General features: G+C 54.6%; 20 protein-coding genes and 2 pseudogenes. All 22 read left to right on the top strand.

Translation table 11 applies throughout. From position 1 onward, the window contains the following. Positions 1–4: 4 nt before the first annotated feature. Positions 5–165: pseudogene (locus J4728_RS24340) on the top strand (autotransporter outer membrane beta-barrel domain-containing protein); the annotation flags it as partial. Between the two features lie 226 nt (positions 166–391). Continuing rightward, on the top strand, positions 392–1,654 hold the full coding sequence (locus tag J4728_RS21205) for an IS1380-like element ISEcp1 family transposase (RefSeq protein WP_000608644.1): 1,263 nt from the start codon (positions 392–394) through the stop codon (positions 1,652–1,654). A 249-nt stretch (positions 1,655–1,903) separates the two neighbouring features. Further along, on the top strand, positions 1,904–2,779 hold the full coding sequence (locus J4728_RS21200; protein ID WP_001617865.1) for an extended-spectrum class A beta-lactamase CTX-M-14: 876 nt from the start codon (positions 1,904–1,906) through the stop codon (positions 2,777–2,779). Positions 2,780–2,813: 34 nt separating this feature from the next. Beyond that, positions 2,814–3,269 (top strand): annotated as a pseudogene (locus J4728_RS21195) (IS5 family transposase); the annotation flags it as partial. A 7-nt stretch (positions 3,270–3,276) separates the two neighbouring features. Further along, a complete protein-coding gene (locus J4728_RS21190) occupies positions 3,277–3,858 on the top strand; it encodes a hypothetical protein (RefSeq protein WP_025750394.1) in 582 nt (193 codons plus the stop codon). Positions 3,859–4,211: 353 nt separating this feature from the next. Continuing rightward, positions 4,212–8,273 (top strand): LPD7 domain-containing protein, encoded by a 4,062-nt coding sequence (locus J4728_RS21185; RefSeq protein WP_013307874.1) that lies wholly within the window; start codon positions 4,212–4,214, stop codon positions 8,271–8,273. Between the two features lie 16 nt (positions 8,274–8,289). Then, positions 8,290–8,640 (top strand): hypothetical protein, encoded by a 351-nt coding sequence (locus J4728_RS21180; RefSeq protein WP_001056367.1) that lies wholly within the window; start codon positions 8,290–8,292, stop codon positions 8,638–8,640. 11 nt (positions 8,641–8,651) lie between these two features. Then, a complete protein-coding gene (locus tag J4728_RS21175) occupies positions 8,652–9,347 on the top strand; it encodes a DotI/IcmL family type IV secretion protein (protein ID WP_001681668.1) in 696 nt (231 codons plus the stop codon). Between the two features lie 10 nt (positions 9,348–9,357). Continuing rightward, positions 9,358–10,332, top strand: coding sequence for a DotH/IcmK family type IV secretion protein (locus tag J4728_RS21170; RefSeq protein WP_000547383.1), 975 nt, complete (start codon positions 9,358–9,360; stop codon positions 10,330–10,332). 3 nt (positions 10,333–10,335) lie between these two features. Continuing rightward, a complete protein-coding gene (gene traO, locus J4728_RS21165) occupies positions 10,336–11,673 on the top strand; it encodes a conjugal transfer protein TraO (RefSeq protein ID WP_013307873.1) in 1,338 nt (445 codons plus the stop codon). Next, positions 11,670–12,383 (top strand): conjugal transfer protein TraP, encoded by a 714-nt coding sequence (traP, locus tag J4728_RS21160; protein ID WP_000787003.1) that lies wholly within the window; start codon positions 11,670–11,672, stop codon positions 12,381–12,383. The genes traO and traP overlap by 4 nt, the downstream gene beginning before the upstream one ends. Next, complete coding sequence (gene traQ, locus J4728_RS21155; RefSeq protein WP_000987023.1) at positions 12,380–12,910, top strand: conjugal transfer protein TraQ; 531 nt, start codon at positions 12,380–12,382, stop codon at positions 12,908–12,910. Before traP ends, traQ begins: the two co-directional genes overlap by 4 nt. Before the next feature lie 46 nt (positions 12,911–12,956). Further along, positions 12,957–13,355 (top strand): DUF6750 family protein, encoded by a 399-nt coding sequence (locus J4728_RS21150; protein ID WP_000088813.1) that lies wholly within the window; start codon positions 12,957–12,959, stop codon positions 13,353–13,355. A 56-nt stretch (positions 13,356–13,411) separates the two neighbouring features. Further along, positions 13,412–13,663 (top strand): hypothetical protein, encoded by a 252-nt coding sequence (locus J4728_RS24130; RefSeq protein WP_001277573.1) that lies wholly within the window; start codon positions 13,412–13,414, stop codon positions 13,661–13,663. Next, positions 13,578–14,396 (top strand): hypothetical protein, encoded by an 819-nt coding sequence (locus J4728_RS21140; RefSeq protein WP_000753550.1) that lies wholly within the window; start codon positions 13,578–13,580, stop codon positions 14,394–14,396. Before J4728_RS24130 ends, J4728_RS21140 begins: the two co-directional genes overlap by 86 nt. Positions 14,397–14,655: 259 nt before the next feature. Continuing rightward, positions 14,656–15,081 (top strand): IS66-like element accessory protein TnpA, encoded by a 426-nt coding sequence (gene tnpA, locus J4728_RS21135; protein WP_000422741.1) that lies wholly within the window; start codon positions 14,656–14,658, stop codon positions 15,079–15,081. Further along, the gene (gene tnpB, locus J4728_RS21130) at positions 15,078–15,428 is read left to right on the top strand and encodes an IS66 family insertion sequence element accessory protein TnpB (protein WP_000624722.1); all 351 of its coding nucleotides are present in this window, start codon (positions 15,078–15,080) and stop codon (positions 15,426–15,428) included. Before tnpA ends, tnpB begins: the two co-directional genes overlap by 4 nt. Positions 15,429–15,458: 30 nt before the next feature. After that, entirely contained in the window at positions 15,459–17,072 is a 1,614-nt protein-coding gene (locus J4728_RS21125) for an IS66-like element ISEc23 family transposase (protein ID WP_000080195.1), read from the top strand. 158 nt (positions 17,073–17,230) lie between these two features. Continuing rightward, a complete protein-coding gene (locus J4728_RS21120) occupies positions 17,231–20,275 on the top strand; it encodes a conjugal transfer protein (RefSeq protein WP_001024766.1) in 3,045 nt (1,014 codons plus the stop codon). Continuing rightward, on the top strand, positions 20,275–20,895 hold the full coding sequence (locus J4728_RS21115) for a hypothetical protein (RefSeq protein ID WP_000286854.1): 621 nt from the start codon (positions 20,275–20,277) through the stop codon (positions 20,893–20,895). The genes J4728_RS21120 and J4728_RS21115 overlap by 1 nt, the downstream gene beginning before the upstream one ends. After that, a complete protein-coding gene (traW, locus tag J4728_RS21110; RefSeq protein ID WP_001189548.1) occupies positions 20,853–22,058 on the top strand; it encodes a conjugal transfer protein TraW in 1,206 nt (401 codons plus the stop codon). Before J4728_RS21115 ends, traW begins: the two co-directional genes overlap by 43 nt. Then, the gene (gene traX / locus J4728_RS21105) at positions 22,055–22,624 is read left to right on the top strand and encodes a conjugal transfer protein TraX (RefSeq protein WP_000650752.1); all 570 of its coding nucleotides are present in this window, start codon (positions 22,055–22,057) and stop codon (positions 22,622–22,624) included. Before traW ends, traX begins: the two co-directional genes overlap by 4 nt. Positions 22,625–22,632 lie beyond the last annotated feature (8 nt).

Here is a 22,632-nt window from a genome sequence, read left to right as displayed (position 1 = left end):
CGGCAGAAGAACTGAGGGTGAAAAAGACAGGCGTATATTAATGACTATGAGTCTTAACGCTGAGATCCGTGATAATCTTCGCTTCGGTCTGGAGTCTTAAAACCGGCATCTGGTAAGAACAACGTGGGTAACACGGTGAATGCCAGCGTCCGTTACTCCTTCTGATAAAAAACAAGGGGCCGCCCGCCGGCCCTGATATTGCGGACCTAGATTCTACGTCAGTACTTCAAAAAGCATAATCAAAGCCTTGATAAATATGCATTCCTTCGAAATTCAGCTTTCACCCATTGGGTGAAAGAAAAGTGCTCAAAAATATGTTAAATTATCAGCTTTTATGACTCGATATATGGTAAAATAATAGTAAGAAAAGTAGTAAAAAGGGGTTCTAATTATGATTAATAAAATTGATTTCAAAGCTAAGAATCTAACATCAAATGCAGGTCTTTTTCTGCTCCTTGAGAATGCAAAAAGCAATGGGATTTTTGATTTTATTGAAAATGACCTCGTATTTGATAATGACTCAACAAATAAAATCAAGATGAATCATATAAAGACCATGCTCTGCGGTCACTTCATTGGCATTGATAAGTTAGAACGTCTAAAGCTACTTCAAAATGATCCCCTCGTCAACGAGTTTGATATTTCCGTAAAAGAACCTGAAACAGTGTCACGGTTTCTAGGAAACTTCAACTTCAAGACAACCCAAATGTTTAGAGACATTAATTTTAAAGTCTTTAAAAAACTGCTCACTAAAAGTAAATTGACATCCATTACGATTGATATTGATAGTAGTGTAATTAACGTAGAAGGTCATCAAGAAGGTGCGTCAAAAGGATATAATCCTAAGAAACTGGGAAACCGATGCTACAATATCCAATTTGCATTTTGCGACGAATTAAAAGCATATGTTACCGGATTTGTAAGAAGTGGCAATACTTACACTGCAAACGGTGCTGCGGAAATGATCAAAGAAATTGTTGCTAACATCAAATCAGACGATTTAGAAATTTTATTTCGAATGGATAGTGGCTACTTTGATGAAAAAATTATCGAAACGATAGAATCTCTTGGATGCAAATATTTAATTAAAGCCAAAAGTTATTCTACACTCACCTCACAAGCAACGAATTCATCAATTGTATTCGTTAAAGGAGAAGAAGGTAGAGAAACTACAGAACTGTATACAAAATTAGTTAAATGGGAAAAAGACAGAAGATTTGTCGTATCTCGCGTACTGAAACCAGAAAAAGAAAGAGCACAATTATCACTTTTAGAAGGTTCCGAATACGACTACTTTTTCTTTGTAACAAATACTACCTTGCTTTCTGAAAAAGTAGTTATATACTATGAAAAGCGTGGTAATGCTGAAAACTATATCAAAGAAGCCAAATACGACATGGCGGTGGGTCATCTCTTGCTAAAGTCATTTTGGGCGAATGAAGCCGTGTTTCAAATGATGATGCTTTCATATAACCTATTTTTGTTGTTCAAGTTTGATTCCTTGGACTCTTCAGAATACAGACAGCAAATAAAGACCTTTCGTTTGAAGTATGTATTTCTTGCAGCAAAAATAATCAAAACCGCAAGATATGTAATCATGAAGTTGTCGGAAAACTATCCGTACAAGGGAGTGTATGAAAAATGTCTGGTATAATAAGAATATCATCAATAAAATTGAGTGTTGCTCTGTGGATAACTTGCAGAGTTTATTAAGTATCATTGCAGCAAAGATGAAATCAATGATTTATCAAAAATGATTGAAAGGTGGTTGTAAATAATGTTACAATGTGTGAGAAGCAGTCTAAATTCTTCGTGAAATAGTGATTTTTGAAGCTAATAAAAAACACACGTGGAATTTAGGGAATACTGATGTAACACGGATTGACCGTATTGGGAGTTTGAGATGGTGACAAAGAGAGTGCAACGGATGATGTTCGCGGCGGCGGCGTGCATTCCGCTGCTGCTGGGCAGCGCGCCGCTTTATGCGCAGACGAGTGCGGTGCAGCAAAAGCTGGCGGCGCTGGAGAAAAGCAGCGGAGGGCGGCTGGGCGTCGCGCTCATCGATACCGCAGATAATACGCAGGTGCTTTATCGCGGTGATGAACGCTTTCCAATGTGCAGTACCAGTAAAGTTATGGCGGCCGCGGCGGTGCTTAAGCAGAGTGAAACGCAAAAGCAGCTGCTTAATCAGCCTGTCGAGATCAAGCCTGCCGATCTGGTTAACTACAATCCGATTGCCGAAAAACACGTCAACGGCACAATGACGCTGGCAGAACTGAGCGCGGCCGCGTTGCAGTACAGCGACAATACCGCCATGAACAAATTGATTGCCCAGCTCGGTGGCCCGGGAGGCGTGACGGCTTTTGCCCGCGCGATCGGCGATGAGACGTTTCGTCTGGATCGCACTGAACCTACGCTGAATACCGCCATTCCCGGCGACCCGAGAGACACCACCACGCCGCGGGCGATGGCGCAGACGTTGCGTCAGCTTACGCTGGGTCATGCGCTGGGCGAAACCCAGCGGGCGCAGTTGGTGACGTGGCTCAAAGGCAATACGACCGGCGCAGCCAGCATTCGGGCCGGCTTACCGACGTCGTGGACTGTGGGTGATAAGACCGGCAGCGGCGACTACGGCACCACCAATGATATTGCGGTGATCTGGCCGCAGGGTCGTGCGCCGCTGGTTCTGGTGACCTATTTTACCCAGCCGCAACAGAACGCAGAGAGCCGCCGCGATGTGCTGGCTTCAGCGGCGAGAATCATCGCCGAAGGGCTGTAACTGGTTTTGTTGAATAAATCGAACTTTTGCTGAGTTGAAGGATCAGATCACGTATCTTCCCGACAACGCAGACCGTTCCGTGGCAAAGCAAAAGTTCAAAATCACCAACTGGCCCACCTACAATAAAGCCCTCATCAACCGTGGCTCCATAACTTTCTGGCTGGATGATGAAGCTATTCAGGCCTGGTATGAGTCAGCAACACCTTCTTCACGAGGCAGACCTCAGCGCTATTCTGACCTTGCCATCACGACTGTGCTGGTCATTAAACGCGTATTCAGGCTGACCCTGCGCGCTGCGCAGGGCTTTATTGATTCCATTTTTTCTCTGATGAACGTTCCGCTACGCTGCCCGGATTACAGCTGTGTCAGCAGGCGGGCAAAGTCGGTTAATATCAGTTTCAAAACGCCCACCCGGGGTGAAATCGCACACCTGGTAATTGATTCCACCGGGCTGAAGGTCTTCGGTGAAGGCGAGTGGAAAGTCAAGCGGAGACAATATGTTTTACCCTGCTGTTGACTATCTTGTGATTATTCTGCTTCTTGCCTTTCTCATGGTGACTTTATTTGCCTGTATCTTTTGTCTCAGACACGAATATATAAGAAAAGAATCAGAAAAACGAAAAAAGGACTTTTTCAAGAAAAAAGAATTGAATATCACTGAGTTTTCATGGTTCAGGTACAACCAGCATAATGAGACCGGAATTAATATTACCATGGATAAAACCATCATCGTGATGGTGGCTGTGAACGGCCGAATGTTCAGTAAAAAATACAGTATAACCTCACTTACATTTGACACAAAAAATATTACCGAAGCGGCACTATATGAAAACGGCATTGTCACCCGTAAGCTCACGCTTCATCGACCTGTCAGTGATGACAGGCCTGCAGGCGTTCCATCGAAACAGCCCATAAGAACAATCCTCCTCTGTATCAGACAAAAAGATCACACCGACGATATTTCTTTCATCCTCTACCAGGGACGTCTTGAACAACGAGGACATAACTACACCATAATAAAAAGCAAGGCTAATTCTGTTATCCTGTTATTAAAAATGCTGCTGACAAACAAAATATAAACCCGCTGCTCCTGTTGTTATTCAGACGGGGGCAGAACAAAGATAATATTTCATAATTTTACCCAAAATACTGATATTCATACCTGCTTGTTATTCTCACATTAATCTATCTTCGTTCTGTTAACTACTGCTGAACGCAAGCCGTTCTCCTTACCGGAATACGGGCAATTCTGTTCAGCCATCCGGAGCCAGCACAATGAAATCACCTTACATTACCCGGCATGCCGTCCCACATGACGCGCAACCTGAACCACACCGCATTACCCCGTGAATGGCACGGACCAGCATCACCCTCTTTTGTTCATCATCCCGGCGTATCACAACGCCCTCATCTTTAATCCCCGGAGAACGACATGAAGTCCAGATATCGAACCTGGCTTGCTGTCCCGCCTGAGGAGACAGAAGCCGTAAAAAATGCAGTTCCCCCGTTAAATGGCCGCAAAGCTGTCGCATGGGATCCAGAAAAAAAGCTCTGGTATGCCCGGGCGGGTACCGAACTTTCACTACTGGAGCGCTGGTTACCCCGGCCACAGGAACTGTCGATGGATGCCGGCGATCCGGTCACTGAATTTGCTCAGGTCCTGGAAAACGCCGGGCTGGTTATTCAGGGATTGCCACAGATGGACGGAGCCATACACAGAGTGGCCACCCGGGATGACAAAAAAGGGGCCAAAAGTGGCGCATACAGGGCCTATCTTGATGGTCGTCCCGCCGGCTGGTACCGCGACTACCGGAGCGCCGATGACAGTCCCACAAACTGGGTATTTTCCGGCGGAGAACAACACGATCCTCTGGCCAGACTGCATCTGCGGGCATTCGCTCAGCAACAGCGCGATGATAACGCACGTAAACTGCAGCAACAGTATAACAAACAGGCCGGCTATGCCCGCTCCTATATTAACAGGTTGCCACAGGCAACAGCACATGAATACCTGACGCGCAAGGGCATCCGGGCCGCGCCTGGCGTGCGGCTGAACAATAAAAATGAGCTGGTTATTCCCTTCAGCAACGGCCGGGGAGAAATACGTTCGTACCAGCGTATTCCGGTCACCGGCGGGAAGGATGCCCGCATTCTGAAAGACTCCGAGAAAACCGGCAACTGGTTCACCTTCGGAACCCCGGAAAATGGCCGCCCCCTGTTATTTGCGGAAGGTTACGCTACTGCAGCCTCCCTGCACGAAGCAACCGGCCTTCCGGTTCTGATGACAGTTGATGCCAGCAATATGATTGCCGTGGCAGAAAATGCCCGCCAAATCTGGACTGACAGCCCCTTTGTCTTCTGTGCCGACAACGATCATCAACGGGAAATTAACAAAGGGGTTTTTAGTGCAACAAAGGCCGCAGAAGTCACGAATGGCGAAGTCATTATTCCGGCCTTTACGGAGGCGGAAAAAGCACAGGGACTGACCGATTTCAATGACCTGGACGCCAGCCGGGGACGGGACAACTTTCAGAATGCCATGAACGCACAGTTAAAACATATCGGTATCCTCACACCCAACAGTGACACTGCCGACCATCGTGAGGCTGTCGTGATCGGCAACCTGATATTCACACCGGTAAAAAATGAGAAGCCACAAATGTCCCCTGAAAACAGACAGAGCACAGCCCCGGAAACGGAGCTGGCGACACAGGATACGCCTTATGACACCCACTCCGACGATACAGAAAACCAGGCATATGAAGATGACTATGCCGCCTATGCATCCCTGCAATCAGTAACTGCGGAGACGTTATCCCCGGATAAACCACTGGAGAATATTGCGTCTGCCGCTGATACCGGCACAGAGAATACCTCTGTGGCTACCGCTGGCGACCAGGAAGACCTCAATACAGACGCCACAGGTACAGACACTGCTCACAACAGCGACACAGCAGAAACAGGAACGCTTCCTGAACCTGCCGGGATGCAGTCCGTGCAGCAGGCAACCACTGAACCGACCGCAGAAGATAAACCACACGAGAACGTTGTTTCCGCTGCCGATACCAGAGAAGAAAATGCCTCTGTGGCTACCGCTGATACCGGTGAAGAAAATGCCTCTGCCACCACCGCTGACAACCAGAGCACGCAGGCAGAAGAACATCCCCGGAGTGAAGACACACCGGAAACCTCCCTCTCCGACGCGGCCGGGACACAGCACACCACCACAACGCAGTCTGAAGAACAAGTGCAGGTTTCCATGGCCAGCGCTGACGACTGGAGCGCATTTGCGGAAGATCTCAACGCTGACACTCCGGGGGCCCCCACTGTTCACAACACCGACAACGCGGAGACAAACACAGTTTCTGAACCGGCCGGGATGCGGCCAGTTCAGCAGGTGACCACTGAACTGACGGCAGAAGATAAAGCACAGGAAAAGAGCGTTGCGTCTGCCGCTGAGACCGGCGCAGAGCACTCCTCTGACATCACCGATGACAACAGGAACGCACCCGCTGAGGAGCTCAATGCCGATGCCACGGTTGCTGTTCACAACACCGGCACAGCAGAAACAGCCTCACCTTCTGAACCTGCAGAAACTCAACCAGTCCGGCAGGCCACCGCTGAACCGACGGCTGAAGATAAACTGCAGGAAGAGCGTCTTGTGTCCGCCACTGAGACCAGCACAGCGAATGAAGCAGCCCACCCTGATACGCCATCGCTTTTCAGCCGTCTGCGCCGTTTTCTGACCGGTGGGAAATCACGCACCTCAGAACCTTCCGTTATTCAGGAGAAAAAGCCCACGGAGGCTGAAACAGCAACAGAGGAGGTCGTACCACCATCACCACCGGAAACCAGCCCGGAAGACACATCGTCAGCGGAACCGGACACGATTATCTTTGCACCCCGCCGTCCCGACAGTCCGCAGCGGCACAACCTGGACGAGATCCTTAAAAATCTTACACACAAAGAGTTTCCCGACAGGACTGCGCTCTACAGCGTTGACGGTGAACCCGCCTTCCTGGACAGACTCTACTGTCTCGAAATGGTGGATGGCGCCAGCGCGGATGACAAAAAGGTCCTGGCTGCCCTTGCTGTGGCCACCAACTTCTATGGCGGCGTTATCGAGCTGACCGGCAGTGATGCCTTTAAGCAAAAAGCCATGCAGCTGATTGTCGAATACGACATCAAGGTTCGCATGAAACTCCCGGCCCAGCGGGCAGCACTGGAAAAACTCCGAAAGGAAAAAGAGATGGCGCATGATGCCATTGTCACCCACAGACCCACGCCGGAACTCAACCGCCAGTCACCGGAAGAGACAACAATGGCCCAACCGGCTCCCCCTGTGTCACCGAAGGCAGAGGCTGAACAAACAGCAGGCAGTACGGCTGAAACACCGCATCCGGAAGCGCCGGTCACGGCAAAAGCTGAAGCCCCCCGGGCCGACAGACCGGAACAACCCGCCGCCCCGTCGTCTGCGCCAGAAAAAGCCCCTGTCAGTGCACAGCCGCAGCAACCCGACACACCGGAGGAAGAGCCGCCCGGCAAGCTCAGCCCCGGTGAAAGTGTGACTGCCGTCCTGACAAACTACGGAGAAAAAGAGTATGCGCCCGGAAAAGGGCGCTGCTTTTTTGTGGAGCTCACCAACCGCAGTGGCAAACGGGAATACTGGGGAAACGGCCTGGAAGAACTGGTCAAAAACCATCAGAAGGGTGACCCCGTCACACTGACACTGCAGGCGAGAGAAACATTCCGGCTGTCCGGTGAAACGCGGGATCGTATCCGTAATATCTGGGCCATAACCCCGGTCAGTAACGGCATTACCGTTAATAATGACCAACCTCATGCGGGTCAGCATACCCTGGAGTTTCCGATGGCAACATTCAGCCAGGTGATGTTACAGATGCAACAACACTGGCCACAGATAATGCAGGAAGTTCGCTCCCCCAAAAATCCTCCCAATAATCTGTACATTGGTGAAGACAGGCAACCTGCATCAGCACCTCAGGATCAATCAATGCGACTCCCCCTCGCTGGTAATGCACCCAATGAACTGATACCAGCCATCGCCTCTGCCGATAAGGACAATCGTCAGTTGAATCTTCTGCTGGTCCACAGCGCAGATGATCATCTGCAGGGCGTGGTCCGCCTGAACGGCACCCTTTACCCGGCACTGGCCACCCCGTCAGCTGACAACCGTCAGCTGGTCATCAATGCCCTGACGGATAACGGTCTGCAGTTTGCCGGTTACGGTGAAGCTGTTAACCATGATGAGAATAATCATCAGCGTCCGTCCCCACAAATAATGCAGTTTCACCTGAAGCAACAGGACTCCCCGTTGTTTGCCGCCATCCACAAACCGGAAGAGCAACCGGACAAGCTTTTCCGCTCTCTGGGTTTTGAGCAGACCTGGAAAGAGTGGTCTGACAGCCAAAAGGCGGAGGACAGGCAGGAAAAAACTCTGCAACAGGCACAATCCCACAGCCCCGGCCGATGAGCCGGTAAGGACGACCATGAACATGAAAAAAACGCTGCTGGTCATACTGACCGGCATCACCCTGGCATCACCGGTGGCAGGTGCCGCCACCTGCCGGGCGGGGGCCGCTGCCGAAGCCGGCAGCAGAGCCGCCTGGGAGCGGGCGCGCACAGCCAGCCAGGCATGGTCACAGCGGGAGAATGACGTCGCCTCCTCCCTGCAGTCCTGCCTGTCCCGCATCAAGGACATCAGTATCACTCTTCCGCAGTTCCCCAGCCTGGACAAGCTCCTCCGCGACCTGGAAAACCAGGTCTGTGATGCCGTCGTGGATCGGGTGAATGACCATCTTCCGGGGAATATCGACCCCTGGAAAGACTACAACCTCTGAACAGGAGCACCATGAGCGAAGCACAACCCACCTCCCCTGTCTCACCGGAAGCGGATAACAGCGGAGATATTTATAACCCCGTGCTCAGAACCATCGCACAGTCAGAACAACGGGCCGCGCTGGTACCCGGTCTGGTCAGGGCGTTGCTGTGCAGCGGCGCAGCACTCTGCATCAGCCTGGTGGCTAATGGCATACAGTACTGGCATGCCACCGGCGTGACGCGCGAATACTTTGCCACTGACAATGGCCGACTGGTCCGTCTGGCACCAACCAGCCAGCCGGCCTGGAGTCAGAGCGACGTCATGAACTTTGGCAGCATGACGCTGAGCGAAGCCTTCAATCTCGATTTTGTCCACTACCGAAAACAAATCACGACACAGGCCCCCCGCTTTTCCGAAGCCGGCTTTGCCGGCTATGTGAATGCCCTTCAGGCCTCGAACATTCTCGACACTATTAAAAAGGAGAAATTTAACCTCACAACCACTATCGGGGCAGGTACCCTGGTCAACCAGGGACAGATGGAGAACGGTGTCTGGTTCTGGAAATTCCAGTATCCGGTCAGGATGCGCCTGGTCGGTCAGACCAGCACCCGCCCCGAACAGGCCTTCACCTTTGAAATCACTGTCCGGCGCGTTGACCCCCGCATCAAACCCGGCGGCATGGAAATCAGCCAGATGGTTTCCCGTAACGCCGCAGCAGGAATCTGAGACTCATATCATGCACATACATCATCTTATTGGCGCACTGCTTATTGTGTGCGGCACTGTCACAGCTGCAGATAACCCGGGCTGGAAAAATGCACGAAGCCCGCAGACCGGCGGAAAGACCGCACAGGCAACCGGGAACACCCCGGCAGGCGGTCCCCCGCCAGCCGCACAACTCCCGGGAAACCTGCCGCCTCCCGGCGCTGCTCTTGTACAGGAAGGCGCATCGCTGGATTCTCCCCTGAATGCCGGTGAAATTCGTGAACTCCGTGGGATAATGGCCGATAACGAACGGGCCATCAGTGCCCCGCTCACCAGTGTGGTGCCCCGTATCAGTTCCCTCACGGTGAATCTGTCTCCGGGGGCCAGCCTGCCCCTTGTCCGTACCGCTCTGCATAACGTCAGCGTGGTGACCTTCACTGACGTCAACGGCAGTCCGTGGCCACAGTCGGATCCGCCCTATAACGCTGCGCCCGGTCACTTTGACGTGCAGTTCAACGGCAATATGGTGTCCGTCACCCCCCTGCGCGCCTGGGCTGCCGGGAATGTGACGGTCTATCTCAAAGGATTGTCTGTACCGGTCATCCTGAATATCACCAGTGGTGAAACAGACACCACTACCCTGAGTCAGGAAATCGACAGTCGTCTGGATCTGCGTATTCCCCGGCAGGGACCTGCCAGCCCGGTGGTGTCCATACCGTCAGAAAAAATTGCCCTGCATGACGCCACTCTGCAGGCCTTTCTGGACGGTGTGCCACCGGATGATCCCGCCATCCGCCGCCTGAAATTCTCCGGTAACGTCCCGGACACCACCATCTGGCAACACGGCGATGATCTTCTCGTGCGCTCACGGGCCATGCTGCGGGATGAATTTGAACAGACGCTGGCATCGGCTGATGGTACGCGGCTGTGGAAACTGCCGGTGACCCCCTTACTCACCTTCTCCGTGAATGGTCAGTCCGTTCACGTCACCCCGGAACTGGAGTAAATCATGAGCGCAGAACAAGAACAGGACACAGCCGCAAAATCCGGCAAAAAGCTGTCAGCCCTGCTGGTTATGGGGGGCGTGATTATCATCGGGGGCGGATACCTGCTGCTCACCTGGCTGTCCCCCGAAAACGCTGCATCGCTCTCGTCAGTCAATATCAACAGCACAACGTCCGGCGGCGGACGGAACGTGATGGAGACACAGCACTACCGGGATTTACTGCGGGCTGACAATGAACGTGGTGCTGCAGAAGCGTTACGTAATAACGAGACGTTTATCGCCAGTCTGCCCCGGGGACTGGATACCGATACCGGAAACGATCAGAAAAGGGATAATCCCCCCGATGATCAGTCAGGCACTTCCGGGCAAAACGCATCCCCTCCTCAGGAAGATCAGACGGCCCGGGAAAAACGGCGTGAGGCATTACAGAAACTGCTTGCCCGTATCAACACACAGCATCAGGATGCCCGGCCACCGGTAGTGGCAGCAGCCATGTGGAGCACCACCGGCGCGCCCGGGACAGCCCCTCATGCGTCACCGTCCGGTACCGTTACATCACAGCATCCCCGTCTGCAGGAGACGAGTCTGGCAACACCGGCTACACGTCAGGGGATCCAGCTGATACCGGCACTGACCCGCGTACCGGCTTACATCGACACCGCAGTGGACTCTGACAATGCGGTCTCCCGCGTGGTGGCCTCCGTACCTGCCGGGCCATGGGCCGGAGCCGTTCTCTACAGCCAGGACGCCAGACTCGCAGGTCAGGGAATGGATATCCACTTTGACCGGATGATGTGGCGGGGCATGTTTCTGAAGGTCAATGCATATGCCCTGAATGAACGAACAGGAATGTCAACCGTGGCCAGCGACGTGAACCACCGCTGGTTTAAGCACATCGTTCTGCCGTCCGTACTTGGCGGGGTGGGCAATGTCGGAAGTCTTTACAAAGACGCCAACACACAGATCCTTCAGGGAAACTACGGCAGTATTACCGGCAGGGTGGGAATGCCTGATGGAGAGGCGCTGGCCGGCGTCATTGCAGGTGGCATGGCCGAACGGGGCAGCCAGCTGCTGACCCGCCAGGCAGAGAGCGAACCTTACCGTCAGGTGACAGTATCACGGGGCGAGGTCGTCTCCATTCTGTTTGTTGAGCCGGTCATGAGCAACGATATCAGTACGCCGTCCTCCGGCACTGCCCCTTCTGAGTCCCCCTCCTCCGGACGTCCGCTCACCCAGGCGGAGGCAGAGCACCAGGCCTCTGACAGGATCCGGGCGGCGGTCCTCCGTAAACAGAATGAAATGCAGCAACGCTACGGCATACAACAGGAAAGTTATCCATGAAAAACGAACATGAAGATCCCGGCAGCTTTGGCGAAACGACGGCACCGGCATCCGGCAAATCCTTCCTGAAACGCCAGTATATGGGATACAGCCTGCCGGTCTGGGCCGGCTGTGCCCTCATCATCCTGGTCGCCATCTGGTACAAGTTTCTGCGGACACCCTCAGAGCCCCCTGCAGATGCAGGCTTTGCTGTCACACCGCCCGCTGCTGAGAGCTGGGCAGAGCCCATGACCATGACGGAGTCCGGGAGCGGAAACAACATGCCCGCACCGCCGGTTACCCCACAGGCAGACATGCAGCAACTTGCCCGTGATCTGAAAGCAGAGCTGGACAGACGGGATGAGGAAATCCGGCGCACCCTGACCATGCTGAAGGACAGTATCACCACCCTCAGTAACGCCATTCAGAAGGATGAGGCCTGGGCACAGGAAACCCGTCAGTTGCTTGAGGAGACCCGTAAGCAGGTGCATACCCTACAGATGCAGGGAGCACTGCCAGCCCCGACCGGGAATAACAGACAGCCTGCGAAAACCCTGCCTTCACCTCTGCAGGGCATGAAAATCATGTCGGTGGAGAAAGGCATGGCCTGGATCCGCTGGCAGGGCAGTGCCTGGGCAGTACGGGAAGGCGACAGTCTGGGAAACATCACCATCACCCGGATTGACCCGTCCAGCCGGGCAGTCATCACCTCTGCCGGTACATTACGATGATGAGCATTGATGCCCTGACAGCCATAGAGAACTTTGCCAGCGGTATTTTCAGTGCAGGCATGGAGTTTCTCTTTACCTGGGGAGAGCTGCTGGGGATTATCGGCCTTATCGGTCATCTGATGCGCGCCCGGGCAGAAGGACGTCGCAGTATGGGACCGGGAAAATTTATTGCCGGTATCTTCATCTGCGGCATGCTGGTCAGTCTGCCCTCAATGATCAATGCCGGTGGTACCCAGATGGGCTTCAGGGCAGATTCTTTCGCCCCCATCGCATACGTGCAGCCGGGCTCCTTTGGTGCCGCTGCCGGTGCCGTCAATGCCATTCTCTCACTGGCAAAACTGGCCGGCGTCGGTTTTGTCATGAACGGCATATCCATCTGGCGCAAATCACTGCTGGACGGGCACACCGCCCTGAGCGCCAGTGAATCCATCAGTAAAGGGAACGTCAAGTTTGTGGCCGGCGTTCTGCTGGTTTTCAACGACCGGGTTATCGATGCCACTCTGGCAAGCCTCGGTATCGCCTTCTGACCCCTGTATTTTTTCAGTAAATCAATCTGTTAATAAAGGAGACACTATGTCACGACTTCGTGCCATGGCGGCGCGTCTGCGCGCTGCATCTGTTTATGTTCAGTTATGCCTGATGGCCTGCCGTGACCGGCTGGTACGCCTGTTACTGCTGCTTCCCGTGATGCTGCTGCCCCACACCGCAATGGCAAATACCCTCTTCGATATGATTAAAACCGTTGGCGATGGTGCCAGAGGCTCCAGCAGTTCGTTTGTGGCTATCGGTCAGGTTATTGGCCTGGTGCTCTTTATCGGCGGCCTGCTTGGCCTCAAACAAATCGGTAAAAAACCCGGTGCAGGGCTGGCCTGCCTGCTGTCAATTCTGGTCGGCGTCTGCCTTGCCGTCGTACCGGAACTGATGGGCAGCGGACAGAAAACGCTCGGTCTTTCTCCGGTTTCAATCAGTTAATCCGCAAAGGCACCGGGAAACCGGTGCCGTCTTCACACAATGAGGAGGACCAGACCATGTCCTGTGAGCTACCCCCTTTCACCCTGCTCAGAACAGAGCACGGCAACGTGATTGCCCGCGACAACCGGGATAATCAGGAGTTTGTGTTTGCAGAGTGTTACTCCACCGCTATAGCAGCACTGATTCTGGCTGCCGTCACCCTGTATACAGAGAGAAAAGCGTATGAAAAAGACCCCGCCACTCATCGCCCCGGTCCGGGAACGATGGCTTTTCCCGCTCCCGCAACCGGACACGGTATTCAGCGGTGAAGCCCTGTTACCACCGCCAGTGCTCTCAACAGAGGGACGCTGCCCCTGCTGTCGCAGGACCGTCACCCACCGCTTCATTCTGGAAGATTCATGGCCATTACAGCAGATGGCTGACACCTGCCGGGATACGATCGTCCTGCTGGAAAAAAACCTCACCCGGGTGATGCGCCTGAAAAAACGTCCGGTACCGGAAAACGCTGACGAAAAAAAGAAACACACCCGAACCCTGCAGGATGCGGAGCGGTCCCTGGCACAGGCCCGCCTGTCGGCCAGACGACTGGCCCTGCGTCATGTGGAAAAGTCGCAAATCGTCACAACGGATGCACTCAGCGAAAATGAAAGTGACCTGCTGCAGCCGGAAGGCCCGCCCTTTCATCTCTGTGCCTTCTGCCACGCCTGGCACTGTCTGAACGGCTACGCTGCCGCACAGGGAGTGATGGTCTGGCTCCCCGATTTGCATCCGGCCTCGGTGGTTGCCCTCAATGCGCGGGCACTGCAGGAGATTTTCAGCGATAACCGTCAGCGGGTCAGGCAGGGACGGGCAGTCCTGAATGCCCTGGTACAGAACCGTCTGGCCGTTGAGGAGAAATTCCGCACCTGGCGTCCGGCGGATTTTGCTGATGCCCTGCGCCGCTGGCCGCCGGCACAGCGTAAAACGTTGAGGGAGAAAATGGACGGGGTGGCGCTCATTCTGCTGCCGGATTCGTTTCCTGACAAAAAGTACGTCATGTGACACACACCGGTGCCGGTGACGTTCTGCCGGATATCAGTTCTCCGCAGATGCATTCCGGCACTTTATTATCCGGTCGCTGACTGACGATATTCCGCCTGACGGAGATGAAAAAGAGATTGCCCGGTTCATTCGCCGACAGCAGTTTATTTATCCGGGTGTAATCACACAGAAATAGTAAGCGTAAACTGACCGCCGTATGTAGCCATCAGACGAGAATTGGTAACTTAGACGCCCATCTGATATAGACGGACATCTAAGTATGGAATTACAGGACTGGCGAAAAGAACCTCGTAAAAACTATTCGAATGAATTCAAACTTCGTATGGTGGAACTGGCATCACAACCTGGAGCTTGTGTTGCACAGATTGCACGTGAAAATGGCGTCAATGATAATGTTATTTTCAAATGGCTCAGGCTCTGGCAGAACGAAGGGCGTGTTTCGCGGCGTCTTCCGGTAACGACCTCTTCTGACACTGGCGTTGAATTATTACCTGTAGAAATAACGCCGGATGAGCAGAAAGAACCTGTGGCGGCCATTGCGCCGTCTTTATCCACTTCCACTCAGACCAGAGTCAGTGCCAGTTCCTGCAAGGTGGAATTCCGTCACGGTAACATGACGCTGGAAAATCCATCGCCAGAGCTGCTCACAGTGTTGATCCGTGAACTGACCGGGAGGGGAAGATGATCTCACTCCCATCAGGTACCCGTATCTGGCTCGTTGCCGGCGTTACCGATATGCGTAAATCCTTCAACGGACTGGGAGAACAGGTACAACATGTGCTGAATGATAATCCCTTCTCCGGTCACCTGTTTATCTTCCGTGGCCGACGGGGTGACACCGTCAAAATTCTTTGGGCTGATGCTGATGGTCTGTGCCTGTTCACCAAACGCCTGGAGGAAGGCCAGTTTATCTGGCCTGCGGTACGTGACGGCAAGGTATCCATTACCCGCTCGCAACTGGCAATGCTCCTCGATAAGCTGGACTGGCGTCAGCCAAAAACATCCAGCCGTAACTCACTGACAATGTTGTAAAAAACTCCTGACCGCATTATAAAAACGGTCATGAGTCAGAAATACCTCATTCGCATCGCAGAGCTGGAAAGGTTGCTCTCTGAGCAGGCTGAAGCCCTCCGTCAGAAAGACCAGCAACTGAGTCTGGTTGAAGAGACGGAAGCCTTCCTGCGCTCTGCACTGACACGTGCCGAAGAAAAGATCGAAGAAGATGAACGGGAAATAGAACATCTGCGGGCTCAGATAGAAAAACTGCGCCGGATGCTGTTCGGTACCCGTTCTGAAAAACTGCGTCGTGAAGTTGAACTGGCTGAGGCTCTGCTGAAACAACGTGAACAGGACAGCGATCGTTACAGTGGGCGGGAAGACGATCCTCAGGTTCCCCGCCAGTTGCGACAGTCGCGCCATCGTCGTCCGTTACCGGCACACCTTCCCCGTGAAATACACCGCCTGGAGCCAGAAGAAAGCTGTTGCCCGGAGTGTGGCGGTGAGCTGGATTATCTGGGGGAAGTCAGCGCTGAACAGCTGGAACTGGTGAGCAGTGCCCTGAAAGTGATCCGCACAGAACGGGTAAAAAAAGCCTGTACAAAATGTGACTGTATTGTTGAAGCACCGGCGCCGTCCCGCCCGATAGAGCGTGGTATCGCGGGCCCCGGATTACTTGCCCGCGTGTTAACGGGAAAATACTGCGAACATCTGCCACTGTATCGTCAGAGTGAAATCTTTGCCCGCCAGGGTGTCGAACTGAGCCGGGCCTTACTCTCCAACTGGGTTGACGCGTGCTGCCAGTTAATGACACCGGTGAATGATGCCCTGTACCGTTATGTAATGAACACCCGCAAGGTTCACACTGATGACACACCGGTAAAGGTACTGGCACCGGGTCAGAAAAAGGCGAAAACAGGGCGTATCTGGACGTATGTCCGGGATGATCGCAATGTGGGTTCGTCATCTCCTCCAGCGGTCTGGTTCGCGTACTCGCCGAACCGGCAGGGGAAACACCCGGAGCAACACCTCCGCCCCTTCCGGGGTATCCTGCAGGCGGATGCGTTCACAGGTTACGACAGGTTGTTCAGTGCAGAACGTGAAGGTGGTGCACTGACAGAAGTTGCGTGCTGGGCCCATGCCCGGCGAAAAATCCACGATGTATACATCAGCAGCAAAAGTGCGACGGCAGAAGAAGCCCTGAAGCGAATCAGTGAACTGTACGCCATCGAGGATGAAATACGGGGATTACCGGAGTCAGAGCGTCTTGCCGTCAGGCAGCAGCGAAGCAAAGTGTTACTGACGTCGCTGCATGAATGGATGGTGGAGAAGAATGGTACGCTGTCGAAAAAATCCAGACTGGGCGAAGCGTTCAGCTATGTACTGAATCAGTGGGATGCCCTCTGTTATTACAGTGATGACGGTCTGGCGGAGGCGGATAATAATGCTGCGGAAAGAGCGCTTCGTGCAGTCTGTCTCGGAAAGAAAAACTTTATGTTCTTTGGCAGCGATCACGGCGGCGAGCGTGGAGCACTGTTGTACGGGCTGATCGGCACCTGCCGTCTGAACGGTATCGATCCGGAAGCGTATCTGCGCCATATCCTGAGCGTACTGCCGGAATGGCCTTCCAACCGAGTTGACGAACTCCTGCCATGGAACGTAGTACTCACCAATAAATAAGCGTCAATACGGTGCTCCGTTGACGCTTACCAGAAATACGCCCCTGCCCCTCAACAGATTATTTATCTTCTCTGCTGTTTTTTCATGCCACATCCCCTGCTGTGGCATCAAAAAATATAAGACCGTGATGATTCATCCTTACCGGAGTGCCCCATGCCATGAATATCAACCGCATTATTTTTGCCATTGAAGACTGTATCAGTACCCTGTCACGGTATTCCGTTTCCGCATTCTTCCCCGATTACTGTGATCTGCACACCGTCATCGGTCTGGACCAGCAGGACCGCGAACGCCGCCCCTGGCTGAAAGCCCCCTACATTGCCACCACAAAACAGGGGTATTACCTTTCCGTCTTTGAAATCAGCGGTGCCCTGAAAGAAATGGATGAAAACCCGGACCAGACGGCCCCCGGGACACTGGAGTCACTGATTGCAGCACTGGCTGAGCGAATGAACACGGCCTGGAAAAATTCCGGCCACAAAATCAGTTTTGTTTTCGAACGCGATCCGGAGCGTGGAAGGGATGAAATCGAAGCCATGCTCTTACCCCAGCGAAAATCCATCGCACGCACGGGGATCCTGCTTCAGGACGTCCTGGATGAAAAAGTCACCACACTCACCCCCTGGCTTGTCCGGGAGCGCTGCTGGCTGACCGTCTGGAGCTCTGAAGAACTGCTGAGCCGGACCGATCGCAAGGACCATCAGACCCGTGTCAGGAAACTAGCTGAACACGCTCCGCCAGCCCGTTTTGCGCAGGATCCCTGGCGCTGGACACTTTCCGCCCTCAAAATACGGCATGACGCCTTACTGGACACGCTGGAGCAGGCCCTGACACATGATTCTGATGGCCTGCTGATTCGCCTGATGGATATCCATGAAGTGGGACGGGAAATCCGCCGCCAGCTGGAGCGCAACAGTACACCGGCAGTATGGCAGCCTCATCTGCCTGAAGATGCCCGTCCTGCCGGCTGGCGACAGGGCGGGGATACCTCTGTATTCCACGCACCGTCGCTGAATCTGCAGTTATTCACCACACAGCCTGAAACACACGGCAGCCTGATTCAGGCCGGTGAGCTCTGGCACGGTATGGTCGCCATTACCCTGCCCCCTCAGAATCTGCGGACATTCAACCAGCTGGTCAGGGATGTGCCCCGTGCAATCCCCTGGCGTATCCGGATGGATCTGATGCCCGACGGCATGAAGGCGCTGGGGGTCAAGAAAACCCTGCTGACCTACAGCAGCTTTATTCCTCCTCTCCGGCCCATGTATGACTCGGTAATGATGCTGAATGACATCAACAAGCATGATCCGGTCTGTATCATGACCATTGTTGCCACCACATGGGGAAACAGCCGGGAAGTCTGTACCCGTAACCAGGCTCTCCTGAAATCTGCGCTGGAAGGCTGGGGGGTATGCGGCACCACCACAACCTTCGGTGATCCGAGACGTGCCTGGGTGAACACGGTTCTGGCAGCCTCCCACAGCTCCGGCCCGATCCCCCTTTACCCGCCCCTTTCACACGCCCTTTCCCTGTTTCCCCTGAACAGGGCAGGCTCTGTCTGGCGGGGACAGGGAAATCTGATGATGCACACCGAAGACGGCTCTGCATGGGAGGTGGCGCTGGCGTCATCACAACAGAACAAGCACACGGAGCTGACACCCGGCGCACCCGGTCTGGGCAAATCGGTACTCATCAACGCACTGTCGGAGATCCAGATAGCCTCAGCCCAGAAGAATCTCCCTTTCATTGCCTATATCGACAAGGGATTCAGTGCACAGGGACTGGTACAGCTTATCCGTGACAGCCTGCCTGAGCAGAGAAAGGACGAAGCCGTGGGGATCATTCTGAGTAATGACCCGGACCACACCCGCAACCTGTTTGATGTGATGTACGGGGCCAGAAAACCCGTCACACCGGAAAAGAACTTCATGGTCTCCGTCCTCTGTGCATTGTGTGTGGATACCGGCACCGGTCAGCCCTGTAATCCCGGCGACACCCGGCAAATCATCAGCAGCCTGGTGGACCTGGCCTTCCGGGAATATGGCGAGAATAACCCCAGACTTTACCGCGCAGGTACGGAACCCCTGGTGGATCTTGCCCTGGAAGAGAGCGGCATCGCTGAACAACATGATGCCGGATGGTGGAATGCCGCCACCTGGTTTGAAATCAGGGACATGCTGCATATTGCAGGGAATATCCCCGCCGCCCAGCGGGCACACTACCAGGCCATGCCCCTGCTGGCTGAAATGTCCGCCCTGCTGGGACAGCCGTCCATCCGGGATGTGTTCGGCACCGTTCAGCGTGATAACTCGGAAGAGCGGTTGCTGGACTACATCCGCCGTGCCCTCGATCAGGGACACAGTGACTACCCGATGATGTCCGGCTGTACCCGGTTTATGCTCAGCCCCGACACCCGCGTGGTCGCCGTTGATCTGAACAATGTGGCCGGGGACAAGACACCTGCCGGACGTCTGCGCACCGGTATCATGTATCTGCTGGCCGGGCAGATCGCCGGCGGGGATTTTGTCCTGCCGCAGTATCAGGAGGAAATACGGAAAAATCTCGACCCACGCTACCATGAGGTGATTTTCCGCCGCATTGAACAGCTTGATCAGGAGGTCAAGACCAAAGTCTATGACGAACTGCACAATGCAAAAGGGATCAACTTCATCTGGGAAGCCCTGGACACCCAGGAGCTGGAGCAGCGTAAGTTCGGGATACGCACGGTGCTGAGCACCCAGCTGCTGCAGCATTATCCTCCGGCCGTGCTCAAATCCGCCAACACCCTGTGGCTGCTGCGTTACCGCCCTGACGAAATTCCGTTCCTGCGGGATAACTTTGGCGTCCCGGAAGTCACACTGCGGCGCTTCCTGAAAATGCCGGAAGGGGCCGCACCGGACGGCAGCGGTGTCCCGGTACTGGCTGTGTTCCGTGTAAAAAACGGCACGCTGGCCCGGATCCTGAAATTCACCCTCGGTCCACTGGAGCTGTGGGCACTGAACTCCTCTCCTAAAGACAGCGCCCTGCGACGTGCGCTGACGCAGGAGGTGGGGTCACTGCGGGCACGCCAGATCCTGGCCGAACACTTTCCCCGGGGTTCAGCCACCTCACTGATAGAACACCGCGCCCGCACACATGACAGTGAAAACGTCATCCATGAGCTGGCAGCAGAACTCATCCGTAAGCAGGGATATAACCTCTGATGTACAGCATTCATATCACCCCCCGCTGCCGGCGTCCTGCCCGGGGACAGGTCTTCCTGAAAACACTGCGCGTGGACGGTGACAGTTTCAGCTTCACCCTGCCGTCCGCCTGCTTCACACTGCGACCGTCCCCCAATCCCCGGGTCATTTTTGCCAGTGACAGACGGGCTGACGGGGAGATGAGTGGTATTCGCCTGGCCCTGCCCGGAGAGACAGGCACGCTGATAACAACGGCCACCTGGCAGGTTAACGTGCCGGAGCGACCGCCTTTTGATATACAGCATGTCATTCACTGGCTTCTGCCCGCACCACTCACTGCGCTGATGTCTGACAACACCTGGCTGTGGCCGGATGTCCCCGGCACACCGGCACTCACAGCCGGAGACTGGCCGGTCATGGAAAGCGACACCCCGACACTGAAACGCGTGAAGCGTCGTACCTTCACGCTCATCGATAACCGTAACCGTCAGGGATGGATCACGCGCCGCTTCCAGTGTTTCCCGCTGGCTCCGCTGCCGGAATCACTCAGTCATCGCGTACCAGACATCCTGTATCCCCCGAAAACGGAGAAAAAAGAATGCAAAGACAATCTGCAACCACACTGCTTGCACTCCTTGTAGGCTGTGCGGTTATCCCTGCCACCCATGCCTACTCTGTGAATGTTGTGTCCAGTCAGCCGGTCACCCGACAGATCATGCCGGAGCTGGCCACCATACAGGGCATCATGGAGGAAATGGTCCGTATGCAGACGGCCACCGGCACAGCCATCACCCAGAACTCAGAAAAACTGGCCACCGTCATTGCCCAGGACGGGCAGGCCACCCGTCAGCAGATGATATTCAGTAATGAAACACACCGCCTCGAGGAGGCCAGGAAAAGCTTCAGCGTGCCGGACTCCATCTGCAGTGAATCCGCGTCCGGCATTGCAGCAGAAAGCCGCCGGGCAGCAGCGTCTGCAGCGGCACGTCTGAGTCAGGGGGGAGGGGTCAGCAGTAAACCCATCCGGGAACGTCTCTCCCGGGCTGCGGACTCCCCGGTCCGCGAGGCGTATGATAGTGCCGGCATCCACGCCGGTTACTGCACGGAAGCGGAGTATGCCCGCTTTGGCGGAACTGATGTCTGCCCTGCCGTGGGCGATCTGCCGGGCGGAGACAGCCAGGTACGATCGCTCTATCAGGGCGCAGGCACAGCAGATACCCCGGCCGCTCTCACCTGGGATCAGAAACAGATTGATGCCGCGACGGCTTATATGAAAAACACCGCCAGACCGTCAGCGGGTCGTGCCCCGGGGAAAGGAGAAGTGGGCACACAGACCGGGCGCACGTATGTGGGTCTGCAGAATGAATACAACGGCATCATCGATGCCGCCTCTCATCCGCAGCTGTCACTGATTGCTGACAGTACCCCTAATGAAGCCACCCGTGGGGCACTGACTGAAGCCCTGCAGTCACCGTCAGCTGCGGCATATTTTGACCGGACCGCATCATCAGAAGCCCGCACCCGTGGCCACATGAGCCAGCGGGAGTTTGAGGCCTTTGAAGCCGGCAGACGGTATGCCAACACCGACTGGCAGCAGGATCTGCAGGGCATGGAAGGCGATAACCTTCTCCGTGAGCTGCTGCGCACCACCGCCCTGCTGAACTGGCAGATGAACGATCTGAAAGAGCAGATTCGTCAGGGTAACGTTATCGCCGGGCAGCAACTTGCGCTGGCCGCACGGCAGTATTACGGACAGCGCCTTGGCGAACTGTCACAGGCCATGAGCCAGGGGAGCGTAAGATGAAAGACGACAACAGCATCGACGAAAAAAAACCGGCCCCCCGTCTCCGCCGCATCGGTGATATAGGGATAAATCTGTTCGCACCACTGGCCGAAACCCGCTGGATGCTGCGCAGCTGCCGCCATATGCTGGACCAGCATAAAACGCGCCTGAAGCGCCTCATGCCCGACCGGCAACCGGAGAGTCCGGTCTGTATGACCTGGGAGGAAGCGGTCAGGGCCAGCGGACTGACGGTCGACGAACTGGACCGGCGTCTGCGACGTCGCAGGATGTTCTGGCGGACAGGATTCTGGCTGATGATGATACCGGTACTTCTGCTGTGTGGTATGGCCCTTGCGGCCACCGCACTGCCGGTCATCACCCTGATACGTATCCTGGTCTGCCTGTTACTGATGAGTACCATTGCAGCACTGTGTGCCTCAAAAGCCCTGATTGCGTCATACCGCCTCTGGCAGCTGAATGAACGTCGGGTCAGCGAGGACGAACAGGGCACATTCCCCGATTACCTGCAGGCCCGGCACGGCTGGAAACAGGCCACATGGCTGGCCATTACCCACCGGCAGTACTGACTGTCCGG

This window comes from Salmonella sp. 32070601201500089SM, assembly GCF_017573605.1.
Classification (GTDB): domain Bacteria; phylum Pseudomonadota; class Gammaproteobacteria; order Enterobacterales; family Enterobacteriaceae; genus Salmonella; species Salmonella enterica.
Note: the sequence above shows the minus strand (reverse complement) of the source record. Positions and strands in the feature narration are given on the sequence as shown.

What these genes read in the sequence shown, in the direction of transcription:
- J4728_RS21205 (WP_000608644.1), top strand. Translation starts at nt 392, where the DNA reads ATGATTAATAAAATTGATTTCAAAGCTAAGAATCTAACATCAAATGCA.
- J4728_RS21200 (WP_001617865.1), top strand. Translation starts at nt 1,904, where the DNA reads ATGGTGACAAAGAGAGTGCAACGGATGATGTTCGCGGCGGCGGCGTGC.
- J4728_RS21190 (WP_025750394.1), top strand. Translation starts at nt 3,277, where the DNA reads ATGTTTTACCCTGCTGTTGACTATCTTGTGATTATTCTGCTTCTTGCC.
- J4728_RS21185 (WP_013307874.1), top strand. Translation starts at nt 4,212, where the DNA reads ATGAAGTCCAGATATCGAACCTGGCTTGCTGTCCCGCCTGAGGAGACA.
- J4728_RS21180 (WP_001056367.1), top strand. Translation starts at nt 8,290, where the DNA reads ATGAACATGAAAAAAACGCTGCTGGTCATACTGACCGGCATCACCCTG.
- J4728_RS21175 (WP_001681668.1), top strand. Translation starts at nt 8,652, where the DNA reads ATGAGCGAAGCACAACCCACCTCCCCTGTCTCACCGGAAGCGGATAAC.
- J4728_RS21170 (WP_000547383.1), top strand. Translation starts at nt 9,358, where the DNA reads ATGCACATACATCATCTTATTGGCGCACTGCTTATTGTGTGCGGCACT.
- traO (WP_013307873.1), top strand. Translation starts at nt 10,336, where the DNA reads ATGAGCGCAGAACAAGAACAGGACACAGCCGCAAAATCCGGCAAAAAG.
- traP (WP_000787003.1), top strand. Translation starts at nt 11,670, where the DNA reads ATGAAAAACGAACATGAAGATCCCGGCAGCTTTGGCGAAACGACGGCA.
- traQ (WP_000987023.1), top strand. Translation starts at nt 12,380, where the DNA reads ATGATGAGCATTGATGCCCTGACAGCCATAGAGAACTTTGCCAGCGGT.
- J4728_RS21150 (WP_000088813.1), top strand. Translation starts at nt 12,957, where the DNA reads ATGTCACGACTTCGTGCCATGGCGGCGCGTCTGCGCGCTGCATCTGTT.
- J4728_RS24130 (WP_001277573.1), top strand. Translation starts at nt 13,412, where the DNA reads ATGTCCTGTGAGCTACCCCCTTTCACCCTGCTCAGAACAGAGCACGGC.
- J4728_RS21140 (WP_000753550.1), top strand. Translation starts at nt 13,578, where the DNA reads ATGAAAAAGACCCCGCCACTCATCGCCCCGGTCCGGGAACGATGGCTT.
- tnpA (WP_000422741.1), top strand. Translation starts at nt 14,656, where the DNA reads ATGGAATTACAGGACTGGCGAAAAGAACCTCGTAAAAACTATTCGAAT.
- tnpB (WP_000624722.1), top strand. Translation starts at nt 15,078, where the DNA reads ATGATCTCACTCCCATCAGGTACCCGTATCTGGCTCGTTGCCGGCGTT.
- J4728_RS21125 (WP_000080195.1), top strand. Translation starts at nt 15,459, where the DNA reads ATGAGTCAGAAATACCTCATTCGCATCGCAGAGCTGGAAAGGTTGCTC.
- J4728_RS21120 (WP_001024766.1), top strand. Translation starts at nt 17,231, where the DNA reads ATGAATATCAACCGCATTATTTTTGCCATTGAAGACTGTATCAGTACC.
- J4728_RS21115 (WP_000286854.1), top strand. Translation starts at nt 20,275, where the DNA reads ATGTACAGCATTCATATCACCCCCCGCTGCCGGCGTCCTGCCCGGGGA.
- traW (WP_001189548.1), top strand. Translation starts at nt 20,853, where the DNA reads ATGCAAAGACAATCTGCAACCACACTGCTTGCACTCCTTGTAGGCTGT.
- traX (WP_000650752.1), top strand. Translation starts at nt 22,055, where the DNA reads ATGAAAGACGACAACAGCATCGACGAAAAAAAACCGGCCCCCCGTCTC.